Raw genomic sequence first — 15,483 nt, forward strand, 5'->3', positions numbered from 1 at the left:
TTAGGCGACGGGTCCGTAATGAGGAGGGCACATGTCGGCAACCAGCGCGACCGAGACGTTCCGGGCCGCCCGGGACTTCCTGCTGGAGCACCGCGAGGACTACGAGCGGGCGTACGCCGGCTTCCGCTGGCCGCGGGCGGACCACTTCAACTGGGCGCTGGACTGGTTCGACGTCATCGCCGAGAACAACGACCGGACCGCCCTGCACATCGTGGAGGAGGACGGCCGGCGCACCGAGGTGTCCTTCGCCGCGATGTCGACGCGCTCCGACCGGACCGCCAACTGGCTGAAGGCACAGGGCGTACGGGAGGGCGACCGCATCCTCGTGATGCTCGGCAACCAGGTCGAGCTGTGGGAGACCGCTCTCGCCGCGATGAAGCTGCGGGCCGTCGTCATCCCCGCCACCCCGCTGCTCGGCCCCGCCGACCTGCGCGACCGGGTGGAGCGCGGCCGGGTGCGCCATGTGCTGGTGCGGGACGCGGACACCGCGAAGTTCGACGAGGTCCCCGGCCGCTACACCCGGATCGCGGTCGGCGAGGAGGTGGCGGGCTGGCGGTCGTACGCCGAGGCGGCCGACGCGCCCGCCGGTTTCACGCCCGGCCGGGAGACGGACGCGGACGAACCGCTGATGCTGTACTTCACCTCCGGCACCACCGCCAGTCCTAAGCTGGTCGAGCACACCCATGTGTCCTATCCCGTGGGCCACTTGGCGACGATGTACTGGATCGGCCTGAAGCCCGGCGACGTCCATCTGAACATCTCCTCGCCCGGCTGGGCCAAGCACGCCTGGTCCAACCTCTTCGCCCCGTGGACCGCCGAGGCCACCGTCTTCATCTTCAACTACACCCGCTTCGACGCGGGCCGGCTGATGGCCGAGATGGACCGCTCGGGCATCACCAGTTTCTGTGCCCCGCCCACGGTCTGGCGGATGCTCATCCAGGCGGACCTGGGCCAGCTGGCCACCCCGCCGCGCGAGGTCGTCGCGGCCGGTGAGCCGCTGAACCCGGAGGTCATCGAGACGGTCCGGCGGGAGTGGGGCGTCACCATCCGGGACGGCTTCGGGCAGACCGAGACCGCCGTCCAGGTCGCCAACAGCCCCGGCCAGCCCCTCAAGACCGGCTCCATGGGCCGCCCGAGCCCCGGTTACACCGTCGAGCTGCTCGACCCGGTGACCGGGCAGCCCGGGGCGGCCGAGGGGGAGATCGCCCTCGACCTCGCCGACCGCCCCGTCGGCCTGATGACCGGCTACCACGGCGACCCCGACCGCACCGCCGAGTCGATGGCCGGCGGCTACTACCGCACCGGTGACATCGGCGCCCGCGACGAGGACGGCTACATCACCTATGTCGGCCGCGCCGACGACGTGTTCAAGGCCTCCGACTACAAGATCTCGCCGTTCGAGCTGGAGAGCGCCCTGCTCGAACACGAGGCGGTCGCCGAGGCCGCCGTCGTACCCGCCCCCGACCCGCTCCGCCTCGCCGTCCCGAAGGCGTACGTCGTGCTCGCGGAGGGCTGGGAGCCGGGACCGGACACCGCGAAGGTCCTCTTCGAGCACTCCCGGGCGGTCCTCGCCCCGTACAAACGCATCCGCAGGCTGGAGTTCGCGGAGCTGCCCAAGACCGTCTCGGGCAAGATCCGCCGCATCGAACTCCGCGAACGCACCGCTCTCGGCACCGGCGCCGAGTACGACGAGGGAGACCTGAAATGAGCCTGCTCTCGTACGCGCACGGCATCGGCGACACCGCGCTGCTCGGCGACACCATCGGCCGCAACCTCGACCGGACGGCCGCCGCGCACGGCGACCGTGAGGCCCTGGTTGACGTGGCAACGGGCCGGCGCTGGACGTATACGGAATTCGTCGCGGACGTCGACGAACTGGCCCGGGCCCTGATGGCGTCGGGGGTGGCGAAGGGCGACCGGGTCGGCATCTGGGCGGTCAACTGCCCCGAGTGGGTGCTCGTCCAGTACGCCACGGCCCGGATCGGGGCCGTCATGGTCACGGTCAACCCGGCCTACCGCGCCCACGAGGTGGAGTTCGTCCTGAAGCAGGCGGGCATCTCCCTGCTGGTCGCCTCGCTCTCCCACCGCACCAGCGACTACCGCGCCCTGGTCGAGGAGGTCCGCGTCAACTGCCCCGGCCTGCGGGCCGTCCACTACATCGGCGACCCGTCCTGGGCGGAGCTGACCGCAGCCGCCCCCGCCGTGACGCGCGACCAACTGGCGGCCCGCGAGGCGGAGCTGTCCTGCGACGACCCGATCAACATCCAGTACACCTCGGGCACCACCGGCTTCCCCAAGGGGGCGACGCTCTCCCACCACAACATCCTCAACAACGGCTATTTCGTGGGGGAGACGATCGCCTACACCGAGGCGGACCGGGTCTGCCTCCCGGTGCCCTTCTACCACTGCTTCGGCATGGTGATGGGCAACCTCGCCTGCACCTCGCACGGCGCCTGCATCGTGATCCCCGGCCCGTCCTTCGAACCCGCCACCGTGCTCGCCGCCGTGCAGCAGGAGCGCTGCACCTCGCTGTACGGGGTGCCCACCATGTTCATCGCCGAACTGAATCTGCCGGACTTCGCCGCCTACGACCTCTCCTCGCTGCGCACCGGGATCATGGCCGGTTCCCCCTGCCCGGCCGAGGTGATGAAGCGGGTCGTCGCCGAGATGCACATGGCCGAGGTGTCCATCTGCTACGGGATGACGGAGACCTCACCCGTCTCCACCCAGACCCGCCGCGACGACGACCTGGAGCGCCGCACCGGCACGGTGGGCCGTGTGCTGCCGCACATCGAGGTCAAGGTCGTCGACCCGGTCACCGGCGTCACCCTGCCGCGCGGCAGCTCGGGCGAACTGCGCACCCGGGGCTACAGCGTGATGCTCGGCTACTGGGACCAGCCCGACCGCACCGCCGAGGTGATCGACGCGGGGCGGTGGATGCACACGGGCGACCTCGCGGTGATGGGCGAGGACGGGTACGTCCAGGTCGTCGGCCGGATCAAGGACATGATCATCCGGGGCGGCGAGAACGTGTACCCGAGGGAGATCGAGGAGTTCCTGCACGGCCACCCGAAGATCGCCGATGTGCAGGTGGTCGGAGTCCCGGACGAGCGCTACGGCGAGGAGATCCTGGCCTGCGTCATCCCCCGGGACCCGGCCGACCCGCCCACCCTGGAGGAGCTCACCGAGCACTGCCGGGAGCGGCTCGCGCACTACAAGATCCCGCGCAGGCTGCGGATCCTGGAGACCTTCCCGATGACGGTCAGCGGGAAGGTCCGCAAGATCGAACTGCGCGAGACGTACGCGGACTGAGAGGTGGGCGTGCGGGACGTTGGTTCAGGCGGCTTCGATGATGTCGGGGTCGCCCCGGGTCGCCGCCGCCCACTCGACGAGCAGCACCTCGTACGTCGCCGCCTCCACGGCGGACCAGTCCGGTCCTGTGGCGTCGACGAGCGCGCGGATGGCCTCGTTCGCCTGCTCGGCGGCGGGCGCGGGGCGGTCTGCGGGGTGGGAGCTGTCGGGGAGTAAAGCCATGCGCACAGCTTACGCGCCACCACTGACAGCGAGGGCTCCCGAATCGTCGGCGGCCCCCGAAGTGTCCGGAACCGGTGGGGCCTTCGCGGGCTTCGGGGCCGGCGACGGCCGGGGGACGGGCGACAGTTCGCGCCGCATGCAGACCCGGGGCCAGCGGTCGAGGCCGTGCTGGGCCTCCTCGGCGCGGATCGCGCGGAGACCGTCGGTGAGCTCGCCCTCGGCCAGGACCCGGAAGCCGATCCGGGCGTAGTACGGGGCGTTCCACGGCACGTCGGTGAAGGTGGTCAGGGTGAGCGCCGTCATGCCCCGCCGCGCGGCCAGGGCGGCGAGATGGGCGATGAGGTCCCGGCCGATACCCCGGCGGGCGGCGGCGGGGTCGACCGAGACCTGCTCGATGTGCAGGGCGTCGTCGACGGGATCGGCGAGCACATAGCCGAGCGGCCGGTCGCCGGTGGCGGAGAGGGGGTCGGTGGCCACCCAGCAACGGCCTGCCTGCCGGTAGCTCTCCAGCAGGTCGAGCGGGGGCGGATCGTCGTCGGCCACGAAGGCCATGCCCAGGGCGCGGAACGGTTCCCCTGCGGCGCGCTCGATGTCCTGGAGCACCGGGAGATCCGAGCGTCTGGCGGAGCGGATACGCATGTACTCAGTGTGCCGCGCCGGAAGCCGGACCGGTACGCGGGTGGCCGGATCCGCCTCTCCGGGCGGTGCCCGGGTCGTCCGTTCAGGCGCCCGTGCTGACCAGCTCGTCGGCCGGGCTGTTCACCGGCTGCGGGGTCCCGGTCAGGTCCAGCACGAAGAGCGGAAGACCGACGCCGTCCGCGCGGGCCCGGGCGTCGGGGGCGTACCCCGCGAGGGAGAAGAACACTCCGGTCGCCGAGGTGCCCAGCGCGTTGAGCCAGAGGGTCTCGACCGCGCGCAGCGTGGCCGGGCGGGTGCTGGAGTCGACCCGGGCGATGACGCCGTCGCCCCGCAGATCGATGCCGGAGGCCGGGCCCGCGCCGGGCCGACCGACGTCCCGGTAGCCGAGCCAGGTCAGATACAGGCCGGCCGTGCTCACCGCGTCGTGGCCCGTACGGATGGTCATCGGGCGGAACGTCGGGCGCGGGTGCGCGGCGGTGCGCGGCAGGGGGATGTGGGCCGGCGAGACCGGTGCGGCGGGGGCCTCGGCGGTGGCCACGGGGCGTACCGGTATCCGCAGGACGGTGCCGCACGGGCAGCACAGCTCGGGCTGCGGCCACTGGTCCTCCCGGGCGCAGGACGAGCAGCGGACGGTGACCCAGACGTCGTTCCAGCTGCGGTGGCCGACCCGGACCGCCGGGGCGCCGGCCAGCAGCGGCGGGGCGGTGGGCATGCCGCACGGGCAGGGGTAGGCCGGGGTGCTGTAGGCGTGGTCCCGGTTGCAGACGGGGCACCGGACCGGCACGGACTCCACGTATCTCTCCCTCCGGCACGGCCGCGCGACCGACTCCGCTCCGTGCCTGACTCGTCACCCCATCGTCCACCAGGAGCGAGGCTCTGGGGAGGGGATCGACGTACTTCATGCAGTGCGTGCGGCGGTGCGCGCCCTTGACGGCGATCGCCCCAGCTTCTAGATTGCTTCCATATAGCAGAACTAAGTTTCCGTAATACGGAATTGGTGCTCTCAGGTGGCGCGACAGAGCCCGACTCCACCAATCCCGAGCAGGAGCTTCCATGCCTCGTATGACCGCTGCCCGAGCGGCAGTTGAGATCCTGAAGCGCGAAGGCGTCAGCAACGCGTTCGGCGTTCCGGGCGCGGCGATCAACCCCTTCTACGCGGCCCTCAAGGCCTCGGGCGGGGTCCACCACACGCTGGCCCGCCACGTCGAGGGCGCCTCCCACATGGCGGAGGGGTACACCCGGGCCAAGGCCGGCAACATCGGCGTCTGCATCGGTACGTCGGGCCCGGCGGGCACCGACATGATCACCGGGCTGTACTCGGCCATCGCCGACTCCATCCCGATCCTCTGCATCACCGGCCAGGCGCCGACAGCGGTCCTGCACAAGGAGGACTTCCAGGCCGTCGACATCTCCTCGATCGCCAAGCCGGTCACCAAGGCCGCGACCACCGTCCTGGAGGCCGCGCAGGTCCCCGGCGTCTTCCAGCAGGCCTTCCACCTGATGCGCACCGGCCGCCCCGGACCGGTCCTCATCGACCTGCCGATCGACGTCCAGCTCACCGAGATCGAGTTCGACCCCGAGCTGTACGAGCCCATCCCGGTGCACAAGCCCGCGGCCTCCCGCAAGCAGATCGAGCGGGCCGTGCAGATGCTGAACGCCTCGGAGCGCCCGGTGCTCGTCGCGGGCGGCGGCATCATCAACGCCGACGCCTCCGAGCTGCTCGTGGAGTTCGCCGAGCTGACCGGCGTCCCGGTCATCCCGACCCTGATGGGCTGGGGCATCCTCCCTGACGACCACGAGCTGAACGCCGGCATGGTGGGCCTCCAGACCTCGCACCGCTACGGCAACGCGAACTTCCTGGAGTCCGACTTCGTCCTCGGCATCGGCAACCGCTGGGCCAACCGCCACACCGGAAAGCTGGACGTCTACACCCAGGGCCGCACCTTCGTCCACGTCGACATCGAGCCCACCCAGATCGGCAAGATCTTCGCCCCCGACCTCGGCATCGCCTCCGACGCCAAGGCCGCGCTGGAGCTCTTCGTCGAGGTGGCGCGCGAGCTGAAGGCGGCGGGCGAGCTGAAGGACCGCTCGGCCTGGGCCGGCTCCACGCAGGAGCGCAAGGCGACCCTCCAGCGCAAGACGCACTTCGACAACGTGCCGCTCAAGCCGCAGCGCGTGTACGAGGAGATGAACCGGGCGTTCGGCCCCGAGACCCGTTACGTCACCACGATCGGGCTCTCCCAGATCGCGGGCGCGCAGATGCTGCACGTCTACAAGCCGCGCCACTGGATCAACTGCGGCCAGGCGGGCCCCCTCGGCTGGACGATCCCGGCCGCCCTGGGCGTCGCCACCGCGGACCCGGAGGGCACCGTCGTCGCCCTCTCCGGCGACTACGACTTCCAGTTCATGCTGGAGGAGCTGGCCGTCGGCGCGCAGCACCGCATCCCGTACGTCCACGTCCTGGTGAACAACTCCTACCTGGGGCTCATCCGCCAGGCGCAGCGCAACTTCGACATCGACTTCCAGGTCAACCTGGAGTTCGAGAACCTCAACTCCCCGGAGCTGGGCGTCTACGGCGTCGACCACGTCAAGGTCGTCGAGGGCCTCGGCTGCAAGGCGATCCGGGTCACCGAGCCGGACCAGCTGCTGCCGGCCTTCGAGGAGGCGAAGAAGCTGGCGGCGGAGTTCCGTGTCCCGGTCGTCGTCGAGGCGATCCTGGAGCGGGTCACGAACATCGCGATGAGCGGGAGTGACATCGCGTCGGTGAACGAGTTCGAGGACCTGGCGACGGACCCGTCCCACGCCCCGACGGCGATCCGCCCGCTGACGGCTTCCTGACGGATCCGTCACCCACGAGGGCCCTTGCCCCGGAGCACGGCTCCGGGGCAAGGGCCCTCCGTGCGTTCGGGTTCAGCTTGCTTCGCACGCCGCCCGGAAGCGCTCCAGCGCCTCCGCTCCCCGGCCGGGGTCCTGGAGCGTCCAGTAGTGGGTGAGTCCGTCCAGTTCCTTCGTCCGCGCTCCGAGGCGGGGCCGTCGAACTCCCGGCCCCAGTCGGCGTGGAGGTGGGGGCGCGCCGATCGGTAGAGCGCGAGGACGGCCGCGCTCATCACCTCGTCGTGCACGGCGTCGACCTCGGTCGCCAGTTCGGCGCTCATCCCGCGGGGGCGCAGGAAGTCCCCGAAGGACGGGCTGCCGGGGGAGTCGGCGCGCAGCGACGCGAGCAGTTCCTCGCCCTGCGGGCTCTGCTGGAAGAGGACGGCCGCCTCGTGCCACCGGTAGCCGGGGTGCCAGCCGTGGGCCACGTCCGAGACCCAGCTGCGCACCGGAACGTCGTACGCGGAGACGACCCGCATCGCCAGGTGCGCCCCCCAGTCGTGGCCGACCAGGTCCACCGGTCCGCCGAGCGCCCGCAGTTCGTCCGCCAGCCAGGCGGCGTACGCCTCCTTGTCCGCCAGGCCGGCCGGTCGGGGGCTGCCGAAGCCGGGCAGCGGCAGGGCCAGGGCGGGGCGGTCGATCCGCTCCCGGAGGGCGTTCCAGGCGGCGGGGGTTTCCGGCACCCCGTGGACGAACACGACGGTCATGACGGCTCCTGGCAGAGAAGGTCTTCGACGAGGCCCGGCGGGCCCTTGCCGACGGGGAGACCGGTCTCACCCTCAACGAACTCGCACGCAGGGCGGGCGTGGGCGTGGGGACGGTCTACCGGGTCCTCCCCACGCAGCGGGCGATGCTGGAGAGCGTCCTGGAGGAGGAGGTGCGCCGGCTCACCGACGCGGCCGAGGAGGCCCACGGGCGGCCCGATCCCGCCTCGGCCCTCGTGGACTTTCTGCGCACGGCCCTCGCGGCGGCCCTGGCCCGGCCCGGTCTCATCGACGTGCTGATCACCGGGTCCGACGAGACGGAGTCCCTGAGCCGGGCCAAGGGGAAGCTGGTCGCGGCGGTCTCCCGGCTCCTCGGGCTGGTGCGCCCGGTCCCGCTCTCACCGGTGAGAATCTGCTGAAGCTGCTGTGTGGGCTGTGCATGCGGTGGGGGAGCATCCGGTGGAGCGGAGGGGGGCGGCGGCTGAGGCGTATCTCGCTTTGCTGCGGGGCGGCTTGGTCCCGAACCCCAGCCTGCCCGGCGTTTGAGGGCGGAACCCTGGGCTTGGTGGGCCTGAAGCCCTTCGGGGAGCGAATCGCCCGTGTCCCTGCATGGAGGGTGCGGCCCCACCACCGCGAGGGTTCCGTCCTCAAACGCCGGACGGGCTGGATTTCCGGGCTCGGACCATCGCGAGGAGACGGGCTGAATGGGTGCGGGTACGCAGAAGGGCGTGGAGTACGGGACCGTATCCGTACTCCACGCCCTCGTTCAGGGGGTGACAGGGACCGCGGCGGCGGCGATCGGCCCGGGCGAGGGCGTCTTCTTCAGGTCAGAAGACGGTCCCCGGGCCTTCACCACCGCACTGGCATCGCACAGCCGCCGCGGCCTCGTCGTCCTGCCCCCACCGCGCGACACCCCTCATCCGGGTACGCGGTACGGGCAGGGATCTGAGGGAGGCTCAGTCCTCGCGCAGGGCGCGGACCGCCTCCTCCACGCGCTTGCCGTAGTCGGCGTCGGCGGCGTGGAAGTGGGCGAGGTTCTTCTCGATCACGTCGTCGCGGGTGACCTGCGAGAGGCCTCCGGCGATGTTCGCGACCAGGCGGCCCTTCTCGTCCTCCGACATGAGCCGGAAGAGTTCGCCCGCCTGGAAGAAGTCGTCGTCCTTGGTGTGGGCGGGCGCCTCGTGTGTGCCCGTCCAGCCGTGGATCGCGAGCGGCGCGGCGAGCGCCGCGTCGGTCTGCGCCGGACCGGCGTACGAGTTGGGCTCGTAGTTCTTGTCGTGGCGCGAGCCGTTGCGGGTCGCGTGCAGCCCGTCGCGGCCGTAGTTGTCGACGACCGCCGTGCGCGGCGCGTTCACCGGCAGGTGGGTGTGGTTGACGCCCAGACGGTAGCGGTGCGCGTCCGCGTAGGCGAACAGCCGGCCCTGGAGCATCTTGTCCGGGGAGGGACCGATGCCGGGCACGAAGTTGTTCGGGGAGAACGCGGCCTGCTCGACCTCGGCGAAGACGTTGTCCGGGTTCCGGTCCAGGACCAGACGGCCGACCCGCTGGAGCGGGTAGTCGCTGTGCGGCCACACCTTGGTGAGGTCGAACGGGTTGAACCGGTAGTCCGCGGCCTCGGCGGCCGGCATCACCTGGACGTGCAGCGTCCAGGACGGGTTGACGCCGCGCTCGATGGCCTGGAGCAGGTCCGTCTGGTGCGAGTTGGCGTCCTTGCCGACGAGCTCGGCGGCCTGGTCGGCGGAGAGGGACCGCACGCCCTGGTTCGTCTTGAAGTGGTACTTGACGAAGAAGGCCTCGCCCTCGGCGTTCGTCCACTGGTAGGTGTGCGAGCCGTAGCCGTTCATGTGACGGTACGAGGCGGGGATGCCGCGGTCGCCCATCAGCCAGGTGACCTGGTGCGTCGCCTCGGGGGCGTGCGCCCAGAAGTCCCAGACGTTGTCCGGCTCCTGCTTGCCCGTGAACGGGTCGCGCTTCTGCGAGTGGATGAAGTCGGGAAACTTGATCGGGTCCTTGATGAAGAACACCGGGGTGTTGTTGCCGACCAGGTCGTAATTGCCCTCGTCCGTGTAGAACTTGAGGGCGAAGCCGCGCGGGTCGCGGACCGCGTCCGCGCCGCCGAGCGAGTCGGCGACGGTCGAGAAGCGGAGGAACGTCTCGGTGCGTTTGCCGACCGATGAGAGGAAGTCGGCGCTGGTGAAGCCGGTGACGTCGTCGGTCACCTCGAAGTAGCCGTACGCGCCGGAACCACGGGCGTGGACCACGCGCTCCGGGATGCGCTCACGGTTGAAGCGGGCGAGCTTCTCCAGGAGGTGCTGGTCCTGGAGGAGGATCGGTCCACCGACACCGGCGGTGGCGGAGTTCTGGTTGTCGGCGACCGGGGCGCCTGACTCGGTCGTGAGCACACGCTTAGCCATGTGGCGGGATGACCTTTCGTACGAGCTGCTGACGGCTTGAGGAGCGTAGATTCGCCGCGGAGAGAACGTCAACAGTTTGTTGAAAACGAAGTGTGTGGTTCCGGGCCGCGGCAGCGCCTGGGCGCGACAGGACAGGTGTCAGCGCCACCGCGGCCCGGAGATCAGAGGGCCCGCCGTGCGGGCCGGGGCGCCTCGCGGCGCCCGGGGAGAGGTCAGACCTGGGAGCCGGAGAGCCGCTCGACCGAGCGCAGCAGCGCCGAGTGGTCGAGGCCGCCGTCGCCCTGGGCGCGCAGCGAGGCGACCAGCTGGGCGACCACACCGCCGACGGGCAGGGCCGCGCCGACGTTGCGGGCGGCGTCCGTGACGATGCCCATGTCCTTGTGGTGCAGGTCGATCCGGAAGCCCGGGGCGAAGTCCCGCTTCAGGAAGTTGTCCTTCTTGCGGGTCAGCACGGTCGAGCCGGCGAGGCCCCCGTTGAGGACGTCGAGCGCGGCGGTGAGGTCGACCCCGGACTTCTCCAGGAAGACCACGGCCTCGGCGCAGGCCTGGATGTTGACCGCGACGATCAGCTGGTTGGCCGCCTTCACCGTCTGGCCGGAGCCGTGCGGGCCGCAGAGCACGATGGTCTTGCCCAGCGCGTCCAGGAGCGGCTTCGCGGCGTCGAAGTCCGCCTGCTCGCCGCCGACCATGATGGACAGGACCGCCTCGATGGCGCCGGCCTCGCCGCCGGAGACCGGCGCGTCCAGGACCCGGATGCCCTTCTCGGCCGCGTTCTTGGCGAGGTCGACCGAGGTCTGCGGGGTGATGGAGGACATGTCCACCAGCAGCGCGCCGCGCTTCGCGTTCTCCAGGATGCCGTCCGGGCCGTACGCGATGGCCTCGACCTGCGGCGACGCGGGCACCATCGTGATGACGACATCCGCCTCCTCGACCGCGTCCGCGATCGAGGAGGCGCCGGTGCCGCCGGCCGCGACCAGCCGGTCGATCTTGTCCTGCTCCAGGGTGTATCCGGTGACGGAGTAACCGGCCTTGATCAGGTTCTCCGACATGGGGGAGCCCATGATGCCGAGACCGATCCAGGCGACCTTGGGGAGGTTGTTGCTCATGAGCGTGCCTTCCTGAAAAACGTGTGTACGTAAGGGGGTTGGACTCACCCCGTGGTGGACCCGGCCGGTCAGCCGGCGGCTCGGGCCGAGGCCGGAAGCCAGTCGAAGGCCTCCGTGCTCGGCCGGTCGCCCGGCTTGTACTCCAGGCCGACCCAGCCCGCGTAACCGGCGTCCTTCAGCTCGTCCAGGAGCCGCTCCAGCGGGAGCGAGCCGGTGCCCGGCGCGCCGCGTCCCGGGTTGTCGGCGATCTGGACGTGGCCGGTCTTGGCGGCGTACGCCTTGATGACCTGGCTGAGGTCCTCGCCGTTCATCGAGAGGTGGTACAGGTCCAGCAGGAACTTCGCGTTCCCGAGGCCCGTCGCCGCGTTGACCTTGTCGACCACCTCGATCGCGGCCGGTGCGCTGACCAGCGGATAGAGCGGCGATTCCGGCTTGTTCAGGGTCTCGATCAGGAGGATCGCCCCGACGCGGTCCGCCGCGCGGGCGGCCAGCACCAGGTTCTCCAGCGCGAGCGCGTCCTGGACCTGCGGGTCCACGCCCTCGACGCGGTTGCCGTACAGCGCGTTGAGCGCCGTGCAGCCGACCGAGGCGGCGAAGTCGGCCGCCACCTCGATGTTCTCCCGGAAGCGGTCCGACTCCGAGCCGGGCACGGAGAGCGCGCCGCGGTCGGGGCCGGGCAGCTGTCCGGCGTAGAAGTTCAGTCCCACGAGCTGGGTGCCGGCGTCGTCGAGCGCCTTCTTGAGGGCGTCGAGCTCAGCTCGGATGGGGGTGGGGGTCTCGATCCAGGGCCACCACAGCTCGACCGCGGTGAAGCCCGCCGCGGCGGCTGCCGCAGGACGCTCCAGGAGCGGGAGTTCCGTGAAGAGTATCGAGAGGTTCACATCGAAGCGCTGGTCCGGGTATCCCATGAGGATGTCGGCGCTCCTTCCGTATTGCGGAAGTTAGTTTCTGCTTAACGGAAGATTGCCCGGAGGGGGGCAGGGCTGTCAAGGGGGTGCCGCAAAATTCGCCCCGGTCGACGGCGTACGGAATCGGTGGCCGGAGCCCCTCCGGGCATACGAAAGCGGGGCGGGGGCCGCCGTCGACCCCCGCCCCGCCCGGCTCTCACGCCGTACGGACTGCCCCTAGCTGCCCGGAACCGTGTCCTCGAAGCTCGTCCCCGCACTGCGGTACGCCCCGACCATCGCGTTCACCTGGGAGGGGGTGAGCACCTGGTCCTTCACATGCAGGACGTAGTCCACCTGCTGGTCGTAGGCGCGGGGTGTCGTGCTCGGCTGGCCCTCCAGATCGATCAGCCACTGGTTGAAGTTGATCGACATCGGCCGCTCGGGCAGATACGCCGCCCCGTGCGTGCCGAAGTGCTGACCGTCGACGTAGTACGTGATCTGGTTGTCGTCGATCGTCACCACCAGGTCGTGCCAGCCCGCGTACGACGCCCGGACCTCGCTGTGCGCGTTGACCGCCTCCCACGGGTCGGGCCGATAGGTCTCCCACGAGGTCGTGTAGAGGATGTTGGCCGGCTCGCCCCAGCCGCCGTTCGGCAGATACTCGAAGTCGTACTCCGCGTAGTCGTCCGCCATCGGCGCCTTGAGGTCGTTGATGGTGAAGAACGTCTGCACGATCCGGTCGCCGTCCGGGCCCGAGCGCGGGGCGTCGCTGAACTTCACCCGGGACGCGTAGGTCCCGTTCTTGAACTTCATCGACTTGGTCAGGATCTCGGTGTGCTTCGTCGAAGCGCCTGTGCCCGCCGTCGACGTCTCCAGGTTCATCACCGAGTTCCCGCTCTGCGAGGCGAAGGTGACGTTCTCGGGCGCCCAGGTCGCGCCCGGCACCCCGGGGCCGCCGGAGTTGGACCGTACGCTCCAGCCGTTGGCGTTGATCTTCGGGTCGGTGTGGGAGCTGTAATGGAAGTCGTCGAAGAGCCGGGGGCCGTCGGTCGGCGGGTCGGTCGGGTCCGGCGGGTCGGTCGGGCCGTTGCCTCCGGGCGCCTCGCCCCACACGGTCGCACCGTTCACGTGGGCCGTCGCCTTGGACCAGTCGCCGTACGCGGTCCGGTCCGGGCCGAAGGAGTAGTCGTCGGACTGGACGAGCGAGGCCCAGGAGCTCTGGTGGAACCGGAGTTGCATGTCCCCGGTGTCCGCGCCCGGTGCGAGTGAGCCCGCCCCGGCGGTGAAGCCGATCTCCAGGTAGCGGTCGGCGGTGGCGGTCGGGTTCGCGAGCGTCCCGAACGTACCGGTGATGTTCGCGCACCCCTTCACCGCCCAGGAACAGGCGAACCGGTAGGCGGCGGAGGGCGAGTCGGCCTTGAAGTAGTAGCGGATCTTGACGCCGCTCAGCGGTACGGAGGTGGAGCCGGCGTTGCGGACCTTCAGCCACGGCTCGCTCTGGTCGGCGCTCGCACCGGACGCGCTCGTCCGGTACTGGACCACGATCCCGTCGGCAGCGGCGGACGCCGAGGACGGCAGGGTGGCCAGACCGGTGGCGGCCAGCGCCACGGCTGCGGCCGATGCGGCGGCGGTGCGCAGCCTGCTCCGGCGGGGGTGGGCGGGCGATGTGTTCACAGGCGTGTTCCTCTCCGGAACGGTGGTGGGGGACGGGTTACGGGTGGAGTCGCGCTGTTCCTGCGGAGGGGGACGCGGACACGGCCGTCGCGAGCGACCGCGCGTCCAGGGGGCGGTAGGGGACGCCCAGGGCGTCCAGCCGGGCGGTGTGGTGGCGCAGCCGCTCGACGAACCCCGGCCAGTCGCCGCGCCCGCCGGACCAGGAACGGTCGGCCAGCGCGCAGAGCCGGGGAAAGCTGAGGTACTCGATCTCCTCGGGGGTGCGGGCATACTCCGTCCACAGCTGGACCTGGGTCCCGAGCACCCGGGCCCGCTCCGCCTCCGGCCAGTCGTGCGGGGCCGGTTCGTAGCCGTGAACCGTGTGCAGGGGGACCGGCGCGCCGGGCTGGGCGACCGGCTCGGACGGGTCCGTGGACTGGGCGTAGTCGAGATAGGTCGCCCGGTGGTGCGCGGCGATCACCTGATGGCCGCGGCGGGCGGCGGCCCGGGCGTGCGTGGCGTCGCGCCAGGTCATCACCGTAAATTCCGGAGGGAGTTCGGCGCCGTTCTCCACCCAGCCGAGCGGGATCCGGCCACGCTCGACCAGGAACGCCCCGACCCGGCCCATGAACCAGCCGTGCAGTTCCGCCGGGCCCGCGAGTCCCAGCGCCGCCGCACGCTCCCGGGCGGCCGGGCTGTCCTCCCACTCGGTGGTCGGGCATTCCTCGCCGCCGATGTGGATGTACGGCGACGGGAAGACGTCCATCACCTCCTCCAGCACCGCCCGGCAGAAGTCGAAGACCCCCTCGTGGACGCCGAGGATCGTGTCGCACACCCCCCAGCGGGTCCACACATCCAGCCGCCGGCCCGGATGGTTGCCCAGCTCCGGGTAGGCGGCGAGCGCAGCCCGCACATGGCCGGGCATCTCGATCTCCGGCACGACGGTGATCCCGCGCTCCGCCGCGTACCGCACCAGGCCCCTCAACTCCCCCTTGGTGTAATGCCCTTCGTGCGGCACCGCGTCGAAGTGCGCCCCGTCCGGGCCGGTCGGGCCCTTCTGCGACCGCGCCCGCCGGGAGCCGACCGAGATCAGCCGGGGGTAGGCGTCGACCGGCATCCGCCAGCCCTGGTCGTCGGTGAGGTGGAGGTGCAGGACGTTCAGCTTGTGCAGCGCCAGCAGGTCCACGTACCGGTGCAGATAGCCGATCGGCTGGAAGCGGCGCGCCACGTCCAGCATCGCCCCGCGCCACGGCCGGTCCGGTACGTCGGTGATCTCGACGCAGGGCAGCTGCCAGGAGCCGGTGCCCGTCGCCCCACCCGACAGGGCTTCGGCGGGCAGGAGTTGGCGGATCGTCTGGATGCCCCGGAGCAGCCCGGTGCGGTGGGCGGCGCGCAGCTGGAGGGCCTGCGGGGCGACCGTCAGCCCGTATCCCTCCTCGCCGAGTCCGCCGAGCCGGTCGTCCAGGGCGAGGACGACCCGGCCGTCGGGCGACGGTGTGAGCGGCAGTCCCGCGGGGCGGCCGACCAGGGTGCGCAGCAGGTCCGCCGCCGGTTCCGCCCCCGGCAGCGCGCGGACGGTGGTGTCCCGGTCCAGGGTGAGCCGGCCGCCGAGCGAGGAGACCTTGCCGGGGTGGGGGAGCAGGGCGGGAGCGGGGTGCGGTGCGGGCACGGG

13 protein-coding genes and 1 pseudogene are annotated in these 15,483 nt (G+C 71.1%); 5 read left to right on the top strand and 9 right to left on the bottom strand.

Features of this window, described 5'->3' with window-relative positions:
* The first annotated feature begins 31 nt into the window (after positions 1-31).
* Positions 32-1,708, top strand: coding sequence for an AMP-binding protein (locus WQO_RS28605; RefSeq protein ID WP_010064275.1), 1,677 nt, complete (start codon positions 32-34; stop codon positions 1,706-1,708).
* The gene (locus tag WQO_RS28610) at positions 1,705-3,312 is read left to right on the top strand and encodes an AMP-binding protein (protein WP_010064274.1); all 1,608 of its coding nucleotides are present in this window, start codon (positions 1,705-1,707) and stop codon (positions 3,310-3,312) included. Before WQO_RS28605 ends, WQO_RS28610 begins: the two co-directional genes overlap by 4 nt.
* A 24-nt stretch (positions 3,313-3,336) precedes the next feature.
* On the opposite strand, the gene WQO_RS28615 is transcribed toward WQO_RS28610, so the two are convergent.
* The 3 genes from WQO_RS28615 to WQO_RS28625 form a co-directional block, all read right to left on the bottom strand.
* On the bottom strand, positions 3,337-3,534 hold the full coding sequence (locus tag WQO_RS28615; protein WP_010064272.1) for a hypothetical protein: 198 nt from the start codon (positions 3,532-3,534) through the stop codon (positions 3,337-3,339).
* Positions 3,535-3,543: 9 nt separating this feature from the next.
* Positions 3,544-4,173, bottom strand: a complete 630-nt coding sequence (locus WQO_RS28620) for a GNAT family N-acetyltransferase (RefSeq protein WP_029182716.1) — start codon at positions 4,171-4,173, stop codon at positions 3,544-3,546.
* A gap of 82 nt (positions 4,174-4,255) precedes the next feature.
* The gene (locus tag WQO_RS28625; protein ID WP_010064270.1) at positions 4,256-4,966 is read right to left on the bottom strand and encodes a hypothetical protein; all 711 of its coding nucleotides are present in this window, start codon (positions 4,964-4,966) and stop codon (positions 4,256-4,258) included.
* A gap of 260 nt (positions 4,967-5,226) precedes the next feature.
* On the opposite strand from WQO_RS28625, the gene gcl reads away from it, so the two are divergent.
* Positions 5,227-7,011, top strand: a complete 1,785-nt coding sequence (gcl, locus tag WQO_RS28630; protein WP_010064269.1) for a glyoxylate carboligase — start codon at positions 5,227-5,229, stop codon at positions 7,009-7,011.
* Positions 7,012-7,019: 8 nt separating this feature from the next.
* Here the strand turns inward: gcl and WQO_RS28635 are convergent, their stop codons facing one another.
* On the bottom strand, positions 7,020-7,754 hold the full coding sequence (locus WQO_RS28635; RefSeq protein ID WP_010064268.1) for an alpha/beta hydrolase: 735 nt from the start codon (positions 7,752-7,754) through the stop codon (positions 7,020-7,022).
* An 8-nt stretch (positions 7,755-7,762) separates the two neighbouring features.
* Between WQO_RS28635 and WQO_RS37480 the strand changes: the two are divergent.
* Both WQO_RS37480 and WQO_RS36980 read left to right on the top strand, forming a co-directional pair.
* Positions 7,763-7,840: pseudogene (locus tag WQO_RS37480) on the top strand (TetR/AcrR family transcriptional regulator); the annotation flags it as partial.
* Positions 7,841-7,852: 12 nt separating this feature from the next.
* Positions 7,853-8,170, top strand: a complete 318-nt coding sequence (locus WQO_RS36980) for a hypothetical protein (RefSeq protein ID WP_010064267.1) — start codon at positions 7,853-7,855, stop codon at positions 8,168-8,170.
* 537 nt (positions 8,171-8,707) lie between these two features.
* Here WQO_RS36980 and WQO_RS28645 read toward each other — a convergent pair.
* From WQO_RS28645 to WQO_RS28665, 5 genes are all read right to left on the bottom strand, one after another.
* Positions 8,708-10,165: a catalase gene (locus WQO_RS28645; protein ID WP_010064265.1), complete on the bottom strand. Its 1,458-nt coding sequence runs from the start codon at positions 10,163-10,165 to the stop codon at positions 8,708-8,710.
* 212 nt (positions 10,166-10,377) lie between these two features.
* Positions 10,378-11,271, bottom strand: a complete 894-nt coding sequence (locus tag WQO_RS28650; protein ID WP_010064264.1) for a 2-hydroxy-3-oxopropionate reductase — start codon at positions 11,269-11,271, stop codon at positions 10,378-10,380.
* 68 nt (positions 11,272-11,339) lie between these two features.
* Entirely contained in the window at positions 11,340-12,179 is an 840-nt protein-coding gene (locus WQO_RS28655) for a TIM barrel protein (protein ID WP_010064263.1), read from the bottom strand.
* 216 nt (positions 12,180-12,395) lie between these two features.
* Positions 12,396-13,832 carry a cellulose binding domain-containing protein gene (locus WQO_RS28660; RefSeq protein WP_010064262.1) on the bottom strand — a complete coding sequence of 479 codons (1,437 nt, stop codon included), beginning with the start codon at positions 13,830-13,832 and terminating at the stop codon, positions 12,396-12,398.
* A 37-nt stretch (positions 13,833-13,869) separates the two neighbouring features.
* Positions 13,870-15,480 (bottom strand): beta-N-acetylhexosaminidase, encoded by a 1,611-nt coding sequence (locus tag WQO_RS28665; protein ID WP_010064261.1) that lies wholly within the window; start codon positions 15,478-15,480, stop codon positions 13,870-13,872.
* Between the last annotated feature and the right edge of the window lie 3 nt (positions 15,481-15,483).

This window comes from Streptomyces globisporus C-1027 (assembly GCF_000261345.2).
GTDB classification, from domain to species: domain Bacteria; phylum Actinomycetota; class Actinomycetes; order Streptomycetales; family Streptomycetaceae; genus Streptomyces; species Streptomyces pakalii.